Annotated in this window: 17 protein-coding genes; 10 read left to right on the forward strand and 7 right to left on the reverse strand. The window is 71.2% G+C overall.

Annotated features, from left to right (window positions below; translation table 11 throughout):
- Positions 1-13: 13 nt before the first annotated feature.
- Positions 14-718, reverse strand: coding sequence for an SDR family oxidoreductase (locus tag CRM89_RS21495; protein WP_098085888.1), 705 nt, complete (start codon positions 716-718; stop codon positions 14-16).
- Positions 719-916: 198 nt separating this feature from the next.
- Between CRM89_RS21495 and CRM89_RS21500 the strand changes: the two genes are divergently transcribed.
- From CRM89_RS21500 to CRM89_RS21510, 3 genes are all read left to right on the forward strand, one after another.
- The gene (locus CRM89_RS21500) at positions 917-2,254 is read left to right on the forward strand and encodes a glycogen debranching protein (protein WP_060593982.1); all 1,338 of its coding nucleotides are present in this window, start codon (positions 917-919) and stop codon (positions 2,252-2,254) included.
- Between the two features lie 3 nt (positions 2,255-2,257).
- Positions 2,258-3,142, forward strand: a complete 885-nt coding sequence (locus tag CRM89_RS21505; protein ID WP_011212062.1) for a hypothetical protein — start codon at positions 2,258-2,260, stop codon at positions 3,140-3,142.
- An 80-nt stretch (positions 3,143-3,222) separates the two neighbouring features.
- Complete coding sequence (locus CRM89_RS21510; protein WP_041560500.1) at positions 3,223-3,963, forward strand: glycoside hydrolase family 25 protein; 741 nt, start codon at positions 3,223-3,225, stop codon at positions 3,961-3,963.
- Positions 3,964-3,972: 9 nt separating this feature from the next.
- Here the strand turns inward: CRM89_RS21510 and CRM89_RS21515 are convergent, their stop codons facing one another.
- The 3 genes from CRM89_RS21515 to CRM89_RS21525 form a co-directional block, all read right to left on the reverse strand.
- Positions 3,973-6,027 (reverse strand): PhoX family phosphatase, encoded by a 2,055-nt coding sequence (locus CRM89_RS21515; protein ID WP_060595075.1) that lies wholly within the window; start codon positions 6,025-6,027, stop codon positions 3,973-3,975.
- Between the two features lie 274 nt (positions 6,028-6,301).
- On the reverse strand, positions 6,302-7,126 hold the full coding sequence (locus CRM89_RS21520) for a hypothetical protein (protein WP_098085891.1): 825 nt from the start codon (positions 7,124-7,126) through the stop codon (positions 6,302-6,304).
- A 191-nt stretch (positions 7,127-7,317) separates the two neighbouring features.
- Positions 7,318-7,860 carry a lipoprotein LpqH gene (locus tag CRM89_RS21525; protein ID WP_011212066.1) on the reverse strand — a complete coding sequence of 181 codons (543 nt, stop codon included), beginning with the start codon at positions 7,858-7,860 and terminating at the stop codon, positions 7,318-7,320.
- A gap of 202 nt (positions 7,861-8,062) precedes the next feature.
- Between CRM89_RS21525 and CRM89_RS21530 the strand changes: the two genes are divergently transcribed.
- The 5 genes from CRM89_RS21530 to CRM89_RS21550 all read left to right on the forward strand — a co-directional run bounded on the left by CRM89_RS21530 (position 8,063) and on the right by CRM89_RS21550 (position 13,752).
- Entirely contained in the window at positions 8,063-8,461 is a 399-nt protein-coding gene (locus CRM89_RS21530; protein WP_098085894.1) for a VOC family protein, read from the forward strand.
- A 39-nt stretch (positions 8,462-8,500) separates the two neighbouring features.
- The gene (locus CRM89_RS21535; RefSeq protein ID WP_086845502.1) at positions 8,501-9,844 is read left to right on the forward strand and encodes a hypothetical protein; all 1,344 of its coding nucleotides are present in this window, start codon (positions 8,501-8,503) and stop codon (positions 9,842-9,844) included.
- Entirely contained in the window at positions 9,844-10,881 is a 1,038-nt protein-coding gene (locus CRM89_RS21540) for a hypothetical protein (RefSeq protein ID WP_098085897.1), read from the forward strand. The genes CRM89_RS21535 and CRM89_RS21540 overlap by 1 nt, the downstream gene beginning before the upstream one ends.
- A gap of 64 nt (positions 10,882-10,945) precedes the next feature.
- Positions 10,946-12,457: a tetratricopeptide repeat protein gene (locus CRM89_RS21545; RefSeq protein ID WP_098085900.1), complete on the forward strand. Its 1,512-nt coding sequence runs from the start codon at positions 10,946-10,948 to the stop codon at positions 12,455-12,457.
- The gene (locus CRM89_RS21550) at positions 12,454-13,752 is read left to right on the forward strand and encodes a CHAT domain-containing protein (RefSeq protein ID WP_098085903.1); all 1,299 of its coding nucleotides are present in this window, start codon (positions 12,454-12,456) and stop codon (positions 13,750-13,752) included. Before CRM89_RS21545 ends, CRM89_RS21550 begins: the two co-directional genes overlap by 4 nt.
- A 71-nt stretch (positions 13,753-13,823) precedes the next feature.
- Here the strand turns inward: CRM89_RS21550 and CRM89_RS21555 are convergent, their stop codons facing one another.
- Together CRM89_RS21555 and CRM89_RS21560 are read right to left on the reverse strand one after the other, a co-directional pair.
- The gene (locus CRM89_RS21555) at positions 13,824-14,618 is read right to left on the reverse strand and encodes an LLM class F420-dependent oxidoreductase (protein ID WP_011212072.1); all 795 of its coding nucleotides are present in this window, start codon (positions 14,616-14,618) and stop codon (positions 13,824-13,826) included.
- Positions 14,619-14,694: 76 nt separating this feature from the next.
- Positions 14,695-16,356: a catalase gene (locus tag CRM89_RS21560; protein WP_011212073.1), complete on the reverse strand. Its 1,662-nt coding sequence runs from the start codon at positions 16,354-16,356 to the stop codon at positions 14,695-14,697.
- 187 nt (positions 16,357-16,543) lie between these two features.
- Here CRM89_RS21560 and CRM89_RS21565 point away from each other — a divergent pair, with 187 nt between their 5' ends.
- Positions 16,544-17,611: an ABC transporter ATP-binding protein gene (locus CRM89_RS21565; protein ID WP_011212074.1), complete on the forward strand. Its 1,068-nt coding sequence runs from the start codon at positions 16,544-16,546 to the stop codon at positions 17,609-17,611.
- Positions 17,612-17,635: 24 nt separating this feature from the next.
- Here the strand turns inward: CRM89_RS21565 and CRM89_RS21570 are convergent, their stop codons facing one another.
- A complete protein-coding gene (locus CRM89_RS21570) occupies positions 17,636-18,142 on the reverse strand; it encodes a helix-turn-helix domain-containing protein (RefSeq protein ID WP_172964554.1) in 507 nt (168 codons plus the stop codon).
- Positions 18,143-18,246: 104 nt separating this feature from the next.
- Here CRM89_RS21570 and CRM89_RS21575 point away from each other — a divergent pair, with 104 nt between their 5' ends.
- Complete coding sequence (locus CRM89_RS21575; RefSeq protein ID WP_098085906.1) at positions 18,247-19,416, forward strand: thiolase family protein; 1,170 nt, start codon at positions 18,247-18,249, stop codon at positions 19,414-19,416.
- The last annotated feature ends 20 nt before the right edge of the window (positions 19,417-19,436 follow it).

Below are 19,436 nucleotides of genomic sequence, written 5' to 3' on the forward strand. Positions count from 1 at the left end.
CGGCGGTGTCGAGTCAGCGCGGCGGCGTCGGGCGGAGCACGATCTCGGTGGGATGCCCGTCGCGCGGAGTCTCCACCGCGTGGCGGACGGCGCGGGCGACGGTCTCGGGGGTCAGGAATTCCTCGGGTCGGTATTCGCGGCCCTCGTCGGCGACGATCGCGCGCTGCATGTCGGTGTCGATGCGGCCCGGATGCACCGAGGTGACCCGCAGCGTCGGTTCCTCCAGGCGTAGCGCGTCACCGAAGGCACGCAGGCCGAATTTGCTCGCGGCGTAGGAGCCCCAGCCCGCGTTGGCGCGCAGCCCGGCGCCCGAATTGATCAGCACCACATGGCCTTCGGCCGCGCGCAGGGCGGGCAGCAGCAGCCTGGTCAATTCGGCGACCGCGATCAGGTTGGCCTCCAGCGTGGTACGCCACTGCGCCACCGAGGATTCGGCGATGGTGCCGAGGTCGGCGACGCCCGCGTTGTGCACGAGCACGTCGAGGCGGCGGATGGGTTCGGTGGCGGCGGCGACCGCTTCGTAGTCGGTCAGTTCCACCGGCCAGGCGCTCGCGCCGGGCAGTTCGTCGAGCACCGCGCGCAGCGAGTCGGCGGTGCGGGCGCCGAGCAGCAGGTCGTGGGTCGGCGCGAGTTCGCGCGCGATGGCGGCACCGAGACCGCGGCTGGCGCCGGTGATCAACGCGGGGGGCTTCGGCAGGCTCGTCACAGCGGTCGTCATGGGCCCCACGGTAGTGTGCCGATCGCGTAGCACGGCGGCGCCGCCCGACGATGCGGATACCGGAACCAATCCATCGCCAGGGACGGGGCAACGCGAGAAGTGACAACCGCCGCACATCGGCCGGTCGTGAACCGGCACGTACCGGACGAACCCACCGCTGAACAGGCGTACTTGCCGGTCGCACCGCAGAATAGGGGGATGGCACATCCGGGTTTCACCCCCACCCAGCTCGCGGCACGCGCCGCGTATCTGCTGCGGGGCAACGACCTGGGCACGATGACCAGCGCGGCGCCGCGGCTGTATCCGCACATGTGGAGCTGGGACGCGGCCTTCGTCGCCGTCGGGCTGGCGCCGCTGAGTGTCGAACGCGCGGTCGTCGAACTGGACACGCTGCTGTCGGCGCAGTGGAAGAACGGGATGATCCCGCACATCGTGTTCGCCAACGGCGTGGACGGTTATTTCCCCGGCCCGGCCCGCTGGGAGTGCCGTGCGCTGGCCGCCAACGCCCCCGAGCACTTCGACACCTCCGGGATCACCCAGCCGCCGGTGCACGCCATCGCGGTACAGCGCATCCTCGACCATTCCCGCAGGCACGGCCGCACCACCCGAGCGATCGCCGAGGAATTCCTCAACCGCCGCTGGCCGGATCTGGTGCGCTGGCATCGCTGGCTGGCCACCGCGCGTGACCCCAAGGAGAGCGGGCGCATCACGCTCTATCACGGCTGGGAGTCCGGGATGGACAACTCGCCGCGCTGGGACCGCGCCTACGACAATGTCGTGCCCGGCGATCTGCCGCCCTACCGCCGCGCCGACGTGCTGGTGGTGTCCGACCCGACGCAGCGCCCGACCGACCGCGAGTACGACCGGTACCTGTGGCTGGTCGAACAGATGCGCCGCGCGGGCTACGACGACTACCAGCTGGCTTCCACCATGAGCTTCGCGGTGCAGGACGTGTTCGTCACGGCGATCTTCGCGCTGGCCTGCGAGGTGCTCGCCCACATCGGCGAGGAGTACAAGCAGCCCAACGCCGACGTGCGCGAGCTGCACGGGTGGGCGGAGCGGTTCCGCGCCGGGGTGATCGCCACGACCGATGCGCGCACCGGGGTGGCCCGCGACTACGACGTGCGGCTGGGGCGCTGGATCGGCACCGAGACGCTGGCCGGCTTCGCGCCGCTGCTGTGCGGCGGCCTGCCGCGCGACACCGAACGCAGTCTGCTGCGCCTGTTCGAGGGCCCGCGCTTCTGCGGGCACCCGGATCTGCGGTACGCGCTGCCGCCGTCCACCTCGCCGGTCTCGCGGGATTTCCGGCCACGTGAGTACTGGCGCGGCCCGGTCTGGCCGGTGATGAGCTGGCTGTTCTCCTGGGTGTTCGCCCGCCGCGGCTGGGCCGAGCGGGCTTTCATGTTGCGCGCGGAGGGCCTGCGCCAGGCCAGTGACGGCAGCTTCGCCGAGTACTACGAGCCGTTCACCGGCGAGCCGCTGGGCAGCATGCAGCAGTCCTGGACCGCCGCCTCGGTACTGGATTGGCTCGGCTGACCCATGCGAAGACAGGACCTGGACGACGCCGTCGTCCTGACCTCGACGGGCCCGCTGCTGCCGCCGCCGCTGCACATGGAGGTGGCGGGCACCGATCGGATGCTGTTGCGCCAGTGCGGGCGGGCGATCCTGCTCGGCCGCATCGACGGCGATCGGACCGGCGTGGAGCTGTTCCGCCGGGTCGGCTACCGCTCGCCGCTGCCACCGCTGGACCCCGCGGAGACGGGCACCGAGCAGCAGTGGCTGTCCGGATTCGCCGATGCGCTCTCGGCCGCCGACAACGGGCCGCTGCACCCGGGGCGCTGGCTGCTCGAATACCGGTCGACGCTCACCCACGGCACCTGGCACGGCGAGTTCATCCGCGACTGGCCGGGCGGTTACCTCGCCTGGCGGCGCGGCTGCACCGCGATCATCCCGCTGCGGCCGCTCACCGATCCGGACGCACCGGAGCTGGCGGCGGCGCGGCGGCGAGCCCGGGCGGGCACGCTGGCGCCGGTGCTGCTGTGGGAGGTGTCGGGCTTCGACGGCTGGGTGATCCTCGACGGGCACGACCGTGCGGTGGCGGCCCTGGCCGAGGGGCACGAACCCGCCTCGATCGTGCTCGCGCGTGGCTGGAGCATGCAGAAGCAGACCGACGCGATCCTCGGCGCCATCGATCATCAGCGCCGGGTGCTGGCCGGGCTGCGCGACGAGCGGGAACGCCGCGACGTCACCGCGCGGATGAGCGCGGGGATGGCCCGGTTCGCCTACGGCCACGAGCGCACGATGGCGTGGCCGGTGCCGGGCGGCCTACCCGGGTGGACGGCGGCCCTGCTGGACTATCGCGGCGATCAATACGCGGCCCGGCGGAACGGGTCGGCCGACGGGAGTGAACCCCGACGGGAGTGAACGCCGGTGGAGTGAACACTGGGCAACACTCGCGCGCGGTGCTGGTCACCCGCGCGTCGCCGTGGCTATCGTCGTCCGGCATGGACCGCAGCTCCCGCAGATCGACCCGCGCCCTGGCGTTGTCCGCGCTCACCCTCGGCGGCCTCCTCGCCGCGACCGCACCCGCGGCGGCCGCACCGACCGGACCCGACGTGTCCTCCTGGCAGCACATCGACGGCAGGCTGATCGACTGGTTCGCCGTCAAGCGCGCCGGCCACGATTTCGCCATGGTGAAGGCGACCGAGGGCCTCGGCTACGTCAACCCCTATTTCGTGCCGGACAGCCTGCTCATGCGGGCCGCGGGTGTCGCCCGCGGCACCTACCACTACGCCCGCCCCGAGCTGCCGCCCGAGCCGCAGGCCGCGCTCTACGCCGCGACCGTGCTCGGTCAGAACGGCCCGCTGGACCTGCCGCCGGTGCTCGACCTGGAACACTCCGGCGGGCTGGCCCCGGCCGCCCTCATCGACTGGACGCACCGCTACCTGAACACCGTGCGCGCCCTGACCGGCCGGGTGCCGATCATCTACACCTATCCGACGTTCTGGCGCACCGCCATGGCCGACACCGACCAGTTCACCGGCTATCCGCTGTGGATCGCCGACTACCGGGGCAACGCGCAGCCCGAGGTGCCGGGCGGCTGGCCGACCTGGACGTTCTGGCAGACCACCGACAGCGGGTCGGTGCCCGGCATCGCGGGCCCGACCGACCTCAACGTCTACAGCGGCGCCCAGGGCGATTTCGCCCGCTACGCCAACATGGGCGGACTGTTCGGCAGCAGCTGACCCGCCGGGTCAGACGCCGATCCGCCCGCCACCGGCACGCCACACCGCGACCACCGAGGGCCGCGGCTGCGCGCTGCCGCCGTCGGGCCAGTGCGAGGCGGGGTTGTCCGGCGTCGCGTCGTCCTCCTCGCCGGGATGCTGCACGCAGACCAGCACCCGCGACTCGGTGACGATCGGCCCGCAGGTCTCCGCCCCGCGCGGCACGGTGAGGAACTGCTTGGTCTCGCCGCGGGCGGCCCCCTCGAGCACCACCGAGAACAGGCCGTCGTTGGACTTCAGCGCGTTGCCGTCGGTGGAGATCCACAGGTTGCCGTACTGGTCGAAGGCCAGGTTGTCCGGGCAGGAGATCGGGCTGACCTTGTCCTTGTCGAAACCGGCGTAGTAGGTGTCGGCGGCCTTGGGATCACCGCAGACCAGCAGCAGCGACCAGGTGAACTCGGTGCCGGTGTGGTCGTCGTCGATCTCGAGGACCTGGCCGTTCTTGTTGAGGTTGCGCGGGTTGGCCTCGTCGGCGGCGGCCTTGCCCTCCTTGCCGCGGTTGTCGTTGTTGGTCAACGCGACGTACACCTTGCCGGTCACCGGGTTGGCCTCGAAATCCTCGGGGCGGTCCATCTTGGTGGCGCCCACCTTGTCGGCGGCCAGGCGGGTGAACACCGCCACCTCCTCGGCGGTCATGCCCTCCACCAGCGAGCGGCCCTTGCCGTCACCGTCGGATTCGAGCAGCGGAATCCACCGGCCCGTGCCGGTGAAGCCCTTGTCCGAGGGCAGCGTGCCGGAGCCGTCGATCTTGTCCGCGTGGTCGCCGGTGAGCTTGGCGACGTAGAGGGTGCCCGCGGTGAGGATGGTCATGTTCGCGCGCCTGCTCGCCGCACCCGTGCCCGGCTGGATCTTGCGCGACGACACGAACTTGTACATGTAGTCGAAGCGCTCGTCGTCGCCGGTGTAGGAGACCACGGAACCGTCGGCGGTCACGTGGATGGTGGCGCCCTCGTGCTTGAGCCTGCCCAGCGCGGTGTGCTTGACCGGTGTCGATGCCGGGTCCCACGGGTCGACCTCGACGACGTAGCCGAATCGGTTGGCCTCGTTGGGTTCCTGCGCCAGATCGAAGCGCTTGTCGGCGCGCTCCCAGTGGTTGGCGGTGGCGCCCTCGGCGAAGCCGTAGCGCTTCAGGCGGGCGGCCGCGGTGGGCTCGGTGACCTTGTCGCCGTTGGCGAAATAGCCGTGGAAGTTCTCCTCGCCGGAGAGCACGGTGCCCCAGGGCGTCACGCCGCCCGCGCAGTTGGCGAAGGTGCCTGCCACCTTGGTGCCGGTCGGGTCGGCGGAGGTCTTGACCAGGTCGCTGCCCGCGGCCGGACCGGTGAGGGTGAATTCGGTGGTCGCGGTGATGCGGCGGTTGTACTTGCCGAAGACGGGCTTCAGCCTGCCCGAACCGGATTCGCCCTCGACCTCCACCACCGACAGACCGTGCGCGGCCAGCGTGATCGCGATCTGCTCGTCGGTCGGCGCGTTCTTGTCGTAGCCGCGGAACATCTGCGGGCCGGTGGTGTACTCGTGGTTGACCACCAGCAGGTACCGGTTGGCCTGGCCCTCGACGGGCAGCAGAGCGGCGAAGTCGTTGTTGTAACCGAACTGTCGGGCCTGCGCGGCCGCGGTCTGGTTCTCGAAGTCGAAGGCGGGGGCGTCCGGGAAGATCGGGTCGCCCCAGCGGATCACCACCTGTTGCTCGTAGCCCTCGGGGATGACCACCGCGTCCTCGGTGTTGGGGGTGACCGCGGTGAAATCGGTGCCGGTGCCCGGATCACCCGCCGACGCCGCCGGGGCGGGCTCGTCGTCGCCGCAGGCCGCGAGCACGCCGGCCGCGCCGACCGCCAGCACCGCCGCCGCACCGCCCTTGAGCAGGCCGCGCCGGTTGAGGGAGCTGACGATGTCGCCGAAGTACTCACCGCCGGAGGTGTTGGGCGCCTCGTGGAAGCAGGCGTTGGCGCACTTGTATTCGCAGGTCACCGCGGAGCGGGACGAGCGGCCGTCGTGGGCGACGAAGAGGGCGAGAGGCTTCGGGGTCACGATCACTCCTGACTGGGCTGAGCGGTCCGGTGGCCGGTGACGACGGCACCGCGGCACGCGGGCCGCCCGCTCCGGCACACCGAACACAGCTGACGGCGGCACGCTAGACGCCGTAGTCGATTCGCAGGGAACGCATCGGTGAACATCCGACCAATTGCCCCGGTCCTGGCAGGTCCTGCGGAAACACGGACGACCCGGCCCGCCGCCGGACCGTCCGCGAACGTCGGGCGACGTGCGCGGGCGGAACGGCGGCGGGTCCGGGTAGGCCGGGGGCTCACGCGTTCACCGGGATCGACAACACCACCTCGTGCTCGTTCTCCGGCAGGTAGTGCACCTGGACGATCCGCCCGACCTGCACATTGGCGACGCCCGCCGGCGGCAGGAACTTCTCGGTGCGGGTGGTGAAGGTGCTGCCGTCCGGGCGGGTGACGGCCAGGCCGATCCGCACCTCGGCGTAGCCCTCGCGGATCCGGCCGGTCACCGCCAGCGACTGCACCACGGCCTGTGCGGCGATCCCGCGGGCGGCGATATCGAGCTTGGCCGCGGTGGTGAAGCCCTTGCGGATCATCGACTGGTTCATCACCCGCTGCGCCTCGGCGGTGTCGCCGGACAGGTCGACCTGCACGGTGTCGGTGCGGTGCGGCAGGTACCGCACCGGCAGCACCACGCCGGGCCGCAGCAGGGCCAGCTCGGTGAGCGGGACGACGAGGCGGGCGGTGGCGTCGAAGACCTTGCCGTCGGCACCCTCCACACCGAACTCGATGCGCACCTGCGGCTGGTCGTTGACCTGGACCCCGGTCTGCCGCACCGACTTCACGGTGCCCAAGCCGGTCAGGCCGGCGCGGAAGGCGCCGGTGTTGCGGCCGGTCAGTGCCTGGAGCACGCCACCGCCGAACAGGTCACCGGCCATCGCGGTGAAGGTGAAGACCATCGTCACGGCGACGAAGGCGACGATCGGCAGGGCGAGGTAGCCGTTGGCCCAGGCGGTGATGCCCGGCTCCCAGCGGCTGACGGGTTCGTAGGTCAAACCGTGCCACAGGTAGAGGCCGACAGCCAGCAGGGCGGCGACGACGACGGCGATGCGGAGTGCGCGGATCATGATGTGCTCCTCTATGGGTGGTGTGGGTGTTTCCGGGTTCCGGGCCACCCCGTCGTCCCGGTGGGGGACGACGGGGAGCCGAGAATCCGGGCGTCGGATTTCGCGCGAACCCGCTCAGGCGGTGTCCGATTTCGCCTGAGCGGGGCGGCCTACGTGGTGACGCTGCGCTACCGCCTCCGGCCGCAACCCGCTCAGGCGCCGACGATGTCGGTGCAGGCGAAGGTGATTTCGAAGGTGGCGGTGCTGGGCCCGGCCAGGGGGTTGGTCATGTCCGGTGCGCCCACGCCTTCGCCGGTGATGGTGAAGGTGTTGCCGTCCTTGGCCAGCTTCGCCGAGCCGCCGGGCTGGCCGTTGCCGTAGCCCAGGGCGTACGGCATGCCCGCGGAGCCGCCCTTGCTGCCCGCGATGCCGACGGCCTGCACGGTGTCGCCGGTGACGGTGGCGCTCACGGTGAGCTGGCCGTAGGTGGCGTTGTTGTTGTCGGTCAGCGCGAGGGCCAGGGTGTCGCCCTGCTTGGCGCAGGTGGTCTCGAATCCGGCGTCGAGCGCCTTGCCGTCCACCGCGGCGGCGGACTTGCCCGCCGGTGCGGCCGGGGCGGCGGCCGACGTCGTGGCCGACGTGGTGGGGGCCGCGGTCTCGGTGTCGTCCCCACAGGCGGAGACCAGCAGCGCGAGGGCGGCGGCGGAGGCGATGGCGGTGGCGCGGAGGGCGGTGCTGCGGAGGGTGGTGTTCATGGTGTTCGTCCTGTCTCTCGGTCGGTCCGGCCTCGCTCGGGCCGTCGAGAGAAAGGTAGGAAGACACCCGCCGCCTACCGATCCCAACTTTTGTCCGCCGAGCACGGGGATCCGAGCCGCTCGGCAGAGCTGAAACCGCAGGTCAGGACCGATCCGAGAAATTTCTGGGAATTTCGGCGCCGAGCTGTGCGAGCGTGGTCTCATGATCGGCCACTTCGGGATCAACGTCCCCGACCTCGCCGCCGCCAAGGCGTATTACGACGAACTCGTGCCGCTGCTCGACTTCGAGGAGTTCCTCGGCGCCGACGACCAATTCGCCTACCGGCCGGCTCGCGGCAAGCCGGGCACCTACCTGTTCGTCTACCCGGCGGCCGAGGACGCCGCCTACTCGCGGCATGGCACCGGGTTGCAGCACATCGCGTTCATGGTGCCGGGCCGTCGCCGCGTCGAGCAGGTGCACCAGCGGGCGCTGGCGCTCGGCTCGCCGATCCTGCATCCGCCGCGGCATTTCCCGGAGTATCCGCAGCCCTACTACGCCACCTTCTGGCTCGATCCCTTCGGCATCATGCTCGAGGCCGTCTGCCACCACGACCGGGACTGAGCGACTGCGTACCCGGTGGTGAGCCGTTAATCTGAGCCGATGCGACGACCCCGCGCCTCGGTGCTCGACGAGGTGTGGCGCGGGCTCGACGGTGTGGAGGCGTTGAGCGGGCCGCACGGCGGACCGCTGCGCCGCACCGTCAAGCTGATCCTCGATCCACTGGTCATCCGGCCGGTGCAGCATCCCGCCTGCGCGGGCGCGGTCCTCACCGCCGACGGCGCCACCCTGCTGGCCACCCGCGTGCACGCCGCCGCCGACGTGCTGCGCGCGACCGCCGCCTGGTTCACCCTGCTCAAGCAGGTGCGCCGGGCGCTGCGCATCACCGAGGGCAACGCCCAGGACCTGTACTTCCAGCGGTGTTTCGAACTCGCCACCGAATACGGACATCCGCACCCGACCCGCGACCGGCCGCGCGCGGAGGCGACCCTTCGCGAGATCCACTCGTTCGCGGCGGGCCGCACCACCCAGGCGCTCAAGGACCATCTGTCCGATGCCGGGGTCACCGCCCGGCTGGCCGAACTCGTCGAGACGGCGTGGACGCGCCGCCCCCCACCGCGACCGCGGGACCCGTCCCATTCCGGTCAGCTCCTCGACCTGCTGACGGCGGCCGCCGACCGCACGAGCCCGCACCGCGGTGAGGGCGCGCGGCTGCTCGCCGCGGTGATCGCCGCCAACGCGGGCACCCACACCGGAATAGCGCTGTGGTACAGCGAGTTCGGTGTGACCGCCCGCGAACTGGGCCTCACCGCGCACCCGCTGCCCGCCCGGCCCGCGCTCGGGGCATCGGCCGCCACCGCCGCGCTCGCCCTGCCGTTCGACCGCACCATCTACGAACGCGTCTTCACCGTTCTGCAGGCATCCACCGAACGCGCCGAACTGCCCCCGATCCCCGACCTGGTCACCGACGAGATCGCCCGCAGCTGCGCGCCCTGGGCCCTGCTGGACGAATCCCTGCGGGCGGCCGCCGCGGCGGGCACCGAACTCGGGCTCGGGCTCGAGCCGATCGACCGCCCGGGCGGCGCGGCCGCCGAGTCCGCGGCGCATCGCGTGGTCAACTCCCGGTGGCGTCGTGAGGCGTATGTGCTGCAAGCGCGACGGCTCGCGGTACACCTGGTCCCGGATGCCGCCGAGGACCGGGATCCGCTGACCGTCGTCGCCGCCGAACTCCGTGCGCCGTGGCGTCCGTATCTGCGCAGGCTGTGGGTGCGGTTGCACGGGCGCGACGTGCGCGGACTGCCGGTGCACGAACCCGAGGAACTGTGGGATCTGCTGGACGGGGTGGCCCGGTCGGTGATCCTCGACCACCGGACCCGGGTGAAGAACGCGCTCAGCGCGGCTGCGGCGGCTCCGGCCGTCGACACGACCGAACCGAGGGCGAGCTGATGCCCGACACCGTCCAGCTGCGCCGCGTCGAGTCCGACCTGTGGGCGATCGCCCCGCCGGGCGCTCCCTCGGTACTGGATCCCGCGCCCGCGCTGGACACCCTGGTCCTCGAGGTCGTCGGCGGACATCTGAGCTGGAGCCTGTTGTCCGGCAGTCGCGTTCCGGCGGCCGTCCTGCACGATCTCGACGCGGCACAGGACTGGTTGTGGGCCGTCTACGGCGAGCCCGTGGCGGTGGCCGCGGCCTCGGTGGCGCCGCCCGGCGCCGGGGGCGGCCCGCCGGTGACACTCACCGCCGAACCTGCGCGTCCCGGAATTCTCCGAGCCGCGTGGCGGCTCGCCTACGCGCACTGGGCGGCCCGCTGGTGGCCCGCCTCCACCGTCGACGGCATCCCCGCGCTCGACCAGCGCCTGCTGGACGAGGAGATCACCACCCTCACCGACGACTGCGATCTGCTCGTGGACGGTGCGGACGCCCAGCCACCGGTCCACGAACCCACCCCGGTCCCGGTGACGGCCCGCGCCGAGGACTACGCGCTGGCCGCCGGGGCGGCGACCGGCGACCCGGGTGGCGCCCTGACCTTCGGTCGCGGCAGCGGCGGCTGGGATTGGCGGCGCTGCCCACCGGGCCTGCTCGACGCCTCCGAACACGCCGTCTCCTGGGAGCTGACCCGCGCCGCGGGCCGCACGCTCGTGCGGGTCCGCGCCGTCGCCGCACCCGGCCTGAGCGGCGGGGTCCCCGTCCACCTGCGCCCACACGCCCGTGTCGACACCGGCCACGAGGCGGTCGACATCGCACTCGAGCTGGTCGGCGACACCTGGTCCGGCAGCGCGGACACCGACGCCGAAACGGTGTCGAGCGTGTGGGTGTACGTGCCCGGGGTCGGACCTGCGATCGATGACGAGTCCGGCAGTGTTGCGCGCGAGCAGATTCGCGCATTCGCGCGGAACCGACTGCACCGCGCCGCGTCGGCCGCCGACGACGACCGCCCGTTGCGCGCCGAGCTGGCAGCGGCCGCCGAGGACACGGATTTCTAGCGATGAGACGCCTCGACGACGCGAGCGCCCCCGCGCGAACGGCCCGCACCGCGGGGGCGGCGCGATGAGCGATACCGAGCCGGTCGGCCTCGACCTCCTGCACGCGGGCGCCGCGGCGTACCAGCGCGGCGATGCCGCCGAGGCGCTACGGATCTTCGAGGAAGCGGTACGCGTCGGCGCGGACGGGGTGCGGGTGAGCGCGTTGATCAACGCCGCCGCCATGTCCGACGAACTCGGCGACCACCGGGGTTCGGCCGACCGCTACCGCGCCGCACTCGCCGAGATACCGGCCGATGCCACGGAGAAGCGGGCGTCGGCGCTGGTGAACTACTCGCAGGCGCTCCAGCATCTCGGCGCGTTGGACGAGGCCGAGTCGGCGTTGACGCAAGCCCGGGCGCTGGTCGCCGGCGACGACAGCCTCGGCACCCTGCGCGTGGCCTGCCTGCTCTCGCTCACCGCCGTCGCCTTCCACCGCTCGCAGTGGTCGCGCGTGATCGAGCTCGCCACCGAATCCTTGGACGTGGCGGTGCGGTTCGCCCCCGCGCTGAGCGGCCATCCGCTGATGAACCTGGCGGGCGCCTACTTCGAGACCGGACGCCGCGACCTCGGGGTCGATTTCGCGCAGCAGGCACTGGCGGCGTTCGAGGCGGCGGGCGATGCCAATGCCGTCGCCGAGACCCAGCAGAATCTGGCCGTCCTGCTGCTGCGCATGGATCGTCTCGACGAAGCCGAGGGCCCGCTCTCGGCCGCGCAGGCGTATTTCGAACGCGGCGGCCTCGCCTACCGCGCCGGTGTCGGGCTCAAGACCTCCGGTTTCCTCGCCGAACGCCGGGGCGAGTCGGCCGAGGCCGAACACCGCTACCGCCGCGCGCTCGACTACTTCGCTTCCTCCGGCGCCGTCCTCGATCTGGCGGCCGTCCGCACCCGCCTGGCCACCCTCGCCTACGCCCGCGCCGACCTCGCCGAAGGCCGGGACCTGCTCGACGCCGCCTACCGCACCTACGCCGAGCACGGCCTCGGCCTGCACTGCGCGCAACTGGACTACTGGCACGCCGCCCTGCTCGAGTCGGTCGTCGACAGCATGGCCGAGCCGCCCCCGGAACTGCTGGCCGAGGGCCGCGCACTCGCCGTCCCCGCCGCCATCGCGATCGACGCCGTCCGCTACACCTTCGCCAACGGCAGCCACCGTGAACAGTGGAACCGCGAGATCGCCGACCCGGCCATGCGCCTGGCCTTCCGCTTCGCCCACCTCTGCGGGGACGGGGAACTGGTCACCGACCTCATCGAAACGCGCTGCGCCGGAACAACACTCGACCTGTCACGCACCGAGCAGGCGGACCGGCCGGATCTCCCGCTGACCCCGCTGGAACCACCCGCCGAACCGACCGACAGCGCGGGTCCCGCGTTCGCGCTCGGGGCCGCCCTGGCCCATGTCGCGGCGGCCGCCGGCCTGCCCGTCGGCCCGCCTCCGCGCGTGGTCCTCCCCGACGGCCACATCGCCCTGGCCGACTACATCGCCGTCGCCGAACAGAAGTACGGCCGTTCCGTTCGAGCCGGGCAGGTGGTGCGGGCATGACATCGCCGAACGCGGCGGCGGCGATCCCGCGACCTGCCATGCCCGATCAGCGACCCACGGTGCTGGTCAAGATGGCCGACGCCGGTGACCTCTACGTCTCCTGGCGATGGGCGCACGACCCGGCGCGCCGAGGCGCGGCGGCCATACCGGCCGCGGCGGTCGACGCCGCCGTGCGCGCGCTGGCCGGGGCACTGCCGGACCCCGCCGCCCCCGGCGCACTGGAACGCAGCCTGACCACCGGCGCGCTGGCCGATCCGGCTCGCGAAGCCGCTCTGGCGCAGCATCTTTCCCGCGCCTTGCTCCCGCACGGTCTGGCCGTCGACCTCCACGACCTGCACACCCGCGCGATCCGCCCCCATATCCGGATCCAGCCCTCCCCGCGCGTCGCCCAGGTGCCGTGGGAAATCCTCGCGCCCGACCCCGACCTGCGCCTGCTCGACATCGCCGACCTCAGCCTGCTCGCCCCCGCGGGCATCGTGCAGGCCCCCGGCCGCACGCCCCGGCGCTGGGCCACCGACCGCGACCTTCCCGTCGTCGCGATCCTCGACCCCCGCGTCCCCGGCTTCCGCGCCGACTCCGCCCTCGGCTCGGTGCTCGGCCGCATGACCACGCCGACGCCGTTGACGGCCTGCATGACCGAACACCTCCGACGCGGCCGCCTCCGCCCGGCCGTCGACGAGCCCTACGACCTGTTCCGCCGCACCGATCTCGACCGCACCTGGTTGTCGACGACGTTGCGGGAAGGTGCTTCTCGCCTCGTCTACGTCGGCCATGTCACCTCGGCGCGCCCCGGATCAGGGCAGAGCGAGACCGCCGAACTCCACCTGGCCTGCACCGCCGAGACCGTCGGCTTCGCCGACCCGCAACGCACCCACCGCCCCCTCTCCGCCAAGGATCTCCTGCTCGGCACGCACACCCTCACCGCCGACCCGGTGGCCGGCCACGACCTCTGGCCGATCCCGAGCCGGGTCGCCCTCATCGCCTGCGAAAGCGGCGGTGACCTGCGCTTCACCGAGGCACTCGGCCTCGTCGCCGCCATGCTCCACGGCGGCGCCGAACTCGTCACCGCCACCCGCTGGCCGCTGCCCACCGACCTCGCCGTCCAGCGCCTCGCCGGCTCGACCGCCACCCCCCTCCAGTCCGCCATCCGCGAACTCGACGTCGCCCACGACCACGACGACCCGCTGGCGATCCAACTCGCCTGGCAGCGTGGCCAATTGGACGCCTGGCGGGCCACCGGCGCGGTCGACCGTTCCCCCCTCCTCTGGTCGGCCTTCGCCACCTTCCTCACCTGAGTCGGCGGTCGAGCCCGCGGGCGGGGTCGGTCCACGGTCAGCCGCGGCGGAGCCGCCGCGTCGGTTGCGATTCAGGCCGCGCCGCTGACGTCCGGGGGATTCACCTCGTCGCGCCAGCGCAGGGCGGTGTCGACCTCGGACAGGTCGTAGTCCGGTCCGCTGGTGCCGATGGTGAACAGGCTGACGCCCGCGGCGAGGTAGGCGGGGGCCTGGTCGAGGCCGGGCCATTGGACCGAGCGTTCGATGCGGGCGGCGTCGGTGCCTGCTGCCGCGGCGTGGTCGGCGAGGATCTTGTTCTTGCGGGCGAGGGTGTCCAGATCGGAGAAGCTGTGCCAGATGTCGGCGTATTCGGCGACCAGGCGCAGGGTTTTGCGTTCGCCGCCGCCGCCGATGAGGATCGGGATGTCGCGCAGGGGAGCGGGGTTCAGTGCCCGCAGGCGGGCGGTGATCCGCTCCATGTTCTGTTTCAGCAGGTTCAGCCGGGTCCCCGGGGTGCCGAATTCGTAGCCGTACTCGGTGTAGTCCTTCTGGAACCAGCCGCCGCCGATGCCGAGGATCAGCCTGCCGCCGCTGATGTGGTCGACGGTGCGGGCCATGTCGGCCAGCAGGTCGGGGTTGCGGTAGCCGCCACCGGTGACGAGCGCGCCGATCTCGACCCGTTCGGTCTGCTCGGCGAACGCACCGAGCATGGTCCAGCATTCGAAGTGCGCGCCGTCGGGGTCGCCGGTGAGCGGGTAGAAGTGGTCCCAGTTGAAGACGATGTCCACGCCCGCGTCCTCGGCGCGCAGCACCGCGTCGCGGATGCGGCCGTAGTCGGGGGCGTGCTGGGGCTGGAGCTGAACTCCGATCCGAACCGGTCGGCTCATGGCTGTCCTCTCGTGGCGGGGTACCGGCAGACGACGGTGGGGCGGGCCCGCGCCCGCCCCACCGGAGATCACACCATCACGCGGCGGCGTGCACTTCGCGTTCGTCGGGGACGCAGTGGGTCATCTGCAATCCCTCGACGTCGCGCGGGCCGTTCTTGCCCAGGTTGGCCGCGCGCTGCAATTCCTCGTCGGACAGCGTCTGGCTCTGCAGCGGGGGCAGTCCGCGCACGTCGTCGGCGCTGATGCCGAGCCCCTGGCCGACGCGTTCGCCCAGCTCGTCGTCGCACATGTAGAAGTGCCACACCATGCGCTCCTGCACCTCGCGGGTGGCCTGGCCGATGTTGGCGACCAGGTTGGTCACCAGGTCGTCCTTCTCCCACTGCTCCATGAGCTGGTAGCGCTGGCCGGCCTGCTCGTAGTCGTTGGTGCGCGGGATGCGCTTGCGGGTGAGCCTGCCCCTGATCTCCGGGCCCTGTTCGTCGTGGGTCGGATATTGGGCTTCCCGCAAACCACCGGTGATCGACGGTTCGTAGTTGACGTGCGGGTTCTCGCCGACATCGTCGATGCCGTAGGCCATCGGCCCGCCCTGCTGATTGGTGGCCACGTGCGCGTTCTTGGCCTGGTTCACCGGCAGCTGCAAATAGTTCGGGCCGACGCGGTAGCGCTGGGTGTCCGAATACGAGAACGTGCGGCCGACCAGCATCTTGTCGTCGGAGAAATCCAGTCCGTCGACCAGCACGCCGGTGCCGAAGGAGATCTGCTCGTTCTCCAGGAAGTGATTGCTCACGTTCCGGTTGAGCACCATCTTGCCGACCGGTTTCGGCGGGAACTCGTTTTCCGGCCAGACCTTGGTGTCGTCGAGCGGATCGAAATTCAGCTCCGGATGCTCGTCGTCGCTCATGATCTGCACCCGCAACTCCCATTCGGGATAGTCGCCGGCCTCGATGTGCTCGTACAGATCCTTGCTCGCGTGCCCGAGATCCTGGGCCTGGATGGCGGCGGCGTCGGCCTCGGTGAGGCTCTTCACGCCCGCCTTCGGGATCCAGTGGTACTTCACCAGGTGGGTGACGCCCTCGGCGTTGACCCACTTGTAGGTGTTCACGCCGAAGCCCTGCTGGGTGCGGTAGTTCGCCGGGATGCCGCGCGGGCTGAACAGGTTGACCAGCATGTGCATGGCCTCGGGCGTCTGCGACATGAAGTCGAAGATGCGCGCGGGCTCCTGCCGGAAGGTCACCGGGTCGGGCTTGAGCGCGTGGATGACATCGGGGAACTTGATCGCGTCCCGGATGAAGAACACGCCGAGATTGTTGCCGACCAGATCCCAGTTGCCGTCCTCGGTGTAGAACTTGATCGCGAAGCCGCGCGGGTCGCGGGCGGCCTCCGAGGAATCCCGACCGCCGATGACGGTGGAGAAACGGATCGCGAGGTCGGTGCGTTTGCCGGCTTCGGCGAAAATCTTTGCGCGGGTGTAATTCTCGATCGGTTCGTCACCCCACTTGCCGGTCGCCTCGAAATAGCCGTAGGCGACGGCCCCGCGGGCGTGCACGACACGCTCGGGGATGCGTTCCCGATCGAAATGGCTGATCTTCTCCAAGAACTGGTAGTTCTCCAGAGTCGCGGGTCCACGGGCACCCACCGTGCGCTGGTTCTGGTTGTCGAAGACAGGATGTCCCTGCCTGTTGGTCAGGACGCGGCGGTCGTCTCCCTGGGCAGCGCCCTGCGACGCGACATCGGTCATCGAAATGCTCCTCTGCTCGCGAGTCCGGTCATTTCCGCCTACCCGCAGGCTACTCCCGCAAACACCGGGCGGCCGCTGATCGCACCGAGCAAATCGGCGGCCCGGGACCGCCGTGGTCTAGAGTCCTGCCGACACCCTGTACTCGGATCGTCCGGCACGTTCCTGCCGGTGAAGGGAAGTATCTGCCGTGGCCACGGTTACCTTCGAGCGCGCCACCCGGCTCTACCCGGGGGCGAGCAAGCCCGCCGTCGATCGCTTGGAACTGGAGATCGCCGACGGCGAGTTCCTGGTCCTGGTCGGCCCGTCCGGATGTGGCAAGTCCACCTCGCTGCGGATGCTGGCCGGACTGGAGGAGGTGAGCGATGGGCGCATCCTCATCGGTGCGAAGGACGTGACCCACGCCGAGCCCAAGGATCGCGACATCGCGATGGTGTTCCAGAACTACGCCCTCTACCCGCACATGACGGTGGCCGAGAACATGGGCTTCGCGCTGAAGCTGGCCAAGGTCGGTAAGGCGGAGAAGGAGCAGCGGGTGCGGGAGGCGGCCGCGCTGTTGGACCTCGAGCCCTACCTGGACCGCAAGCCCAAGGCGCTGTCCGGCGGGCAGCGGCAGCGGGTGGCGATGGGCCGGGCGATCGTGCGGCAGCCGCAGGTGTTCCTGATGGACGAGCCGCTGTCGAACCTCGACGCCAAGCTGCGGGTGCAGACGCGCACCCAGATCGCGCAGTTGCAGCGCAGGCTGGGCACCACCACGGTCTATGTCACCCACGATCAGGTGGAGGCCATGACGATGGGTGACCGGGTCGCGGTGCTGAAGGACGGCCTGTTGCAGCAGTGCGCCAGCCCGCGAGATCTCTACCGCGATCCGGCCAACGCCTTCGTGGCCGGATTCATGGGCTCACCGGCGATGAACATGTTCACGCTGCCGATCCAGGACGGCGCGGTGCTGCTCGGCGGATACCGGCTGCCGGTGCCGCGCTCGGTGGCCGACGCGGCGGGCGCCACGGCACAGGTCGGGATCCGGCCGGAGCACTTCGAGATCGGCGGCTCGGGGATCGAGATGGAGGTCGGGGTCGTCGAGGAGCTCGGCTCGGACGCCTACGTCTACGGGCGGACCATCGGCGACGCGGGCGAGACCATCGTGGCGCGCGCGGACTGGCGCAACCCGCCCGCCAAGGGCGAGCGGCTGTTCCTGTCGACCTCGCCCGAGCACGTCTATTTCTTCGGCGCCGACGACGGCCGCCGACTCAACTGAGCCGAGCCGGGACGCCCCGGCTCACTACTTCCCGCGAGCGCGCAGGTACTCCTCGTTCACCCGGACGCCGAGTTCGTCGAGTTCGATCTCCCGGCCGCTCGCGCTGCGCACCTGCACGCGCACGGGGTCGCCGGTCGCCGCGTCGACCAGTCGCAGCGGCGGCGGCCCCGGTTGCAGGTAGGCATCGCCCCACTGCATCAGCGCCAGCACCGCGGGCAGCAGGTCACGGCCCATCGGGGTGAGCACGTACTCGTACCGGGTGCGCTTGCCCTCCTCGCGGTAGGGGTGCTTGGCGAGCAGCCCGGCCTCGGTGAGTTTGCGCAGTTGAGCCGCGGCCGCCGCCGGGGTGATGCCGACGCGCGCGGCGAAACCGTCGAAACGGCGGGTGCCGTAGTAGGCCTCGCGCAGGATCAGGATCGCCGATCGGGTGCCGACCAGGTCCATCGCCTTGGCGATCGAGCACTCGTCGGTCCGCCACGACGACAGATCGGCCAGCGGTCCTTCCATCACGGCTGCCATGACGCACATCATACCGACTTCTGACTTGAGTCGACTATATCCATGCGTTAGCCTGACTATACGTCAGTAGAGTCAGGGCACCGGCGCCCCGGCTCGCGGTTCGGAAGGAACCTCCCATGAGAGACGCGGTCATCGTCGAAGCCGTTCGCACGCCGATCGGCAAGGGCAAGCCGAACGGAGCGCTGCACCAGGTGCACGCCGTCGACCTGCTCGCGCACAGCCTGCGCGAGGTGGTGCGACGCAGCGGGATCGACCCGGTGCTGATCGACGACGTCATCGGCGGCGTGGTCACCCAGGTCGGGGAGCAGGGCGCCAACATCACCCGGCGCGCCGCCCTGGCCGCCGGGTATCCCGAATCCGTGCCCGCCACCACCGTCGACCGCCAGTGCGGCAGCAGCCAGCAGGCCATTCACTTCGCGGCGCAGGGGGTGCTCGCCGGCGCCTACGACGTGGTGGTCGCCGCGGGCGTGGAATCGATGGGCCGCATCCCGATGGGCGCCAACGTCGCGGGCTCGGCCGACCTCGGCGGCGTGGCATCCACCGAGCGGTACCCCGAGGGGCTGGTGCCGCAGGGCATCAGCGCCGAGCTCATCGCCGCCAGATGGGGACTGACCCGCACCCAGCTCGACGAGTTCGCCCTGTCCAGCCACGACAAGGCCGCCCGCGCGACCAAGAACGGGCAGTTCGCGGCCGAGCTCGCGCCCCTCGCCGGGCTGGAGACCGACGAGGGCATCCGGGTGGGCAGCACGCTCGAGACCCTGGCCGGGCTGCGGCCCGCCTACTACGACCCCGCGATGGCCGAACGGTTCCCGCAGATCGGCTGGCAGATCACCGCCGCGTCGGCCAGCCAGGTCAGCGACGGCAGCGCGGCGGTGCTCATCATGACCGGCGAGCGCGCCGCGCAGCTCGGGCTGACACCACTGGCCCGGCTGCACAGCTTCGCCGTCGCCGGTGACGATCCGCTGTTGATGCTCACCGCCGTCATCCCGGCGACCCGAAAGGTGTTGCAACGGGCGGGCCTCCAGCTCGCCGACATCGACCTCGTCGAGATCAACGAGGCGTTCTCGCCGGTGGTGCTGGCCTGGGCTCAGGAGACCGGAGCCGACCTGGCCAAGGTCAACGTCAACGGTGGCGCCATCGCGCTCGGCCACCCGCTCGGCGCCTCCGGAGCCCGGCTGACCACCACGCTCGTGCACGCCATGCGCGAGCGCGGCGCCCGCTACGGCCTGCAGACGATGTGTGAGGCGGGCGGACTCGCCAACGCCATGATCCTCGAACGGCTCTGAACTCGGGCGCGGCGGAATCG

The sequence above is a fragment of the Nocardia sp. FDAARGOS_372 genome (assembly GCF_002554515.1).
Taxonomy (GTDB): domain Bacteria; phylum Actinomycetota; class Actinomycetes; order Mycobacteriales; family Mycobacteriaceae; genus Nocardia; species Nocardia farcinica.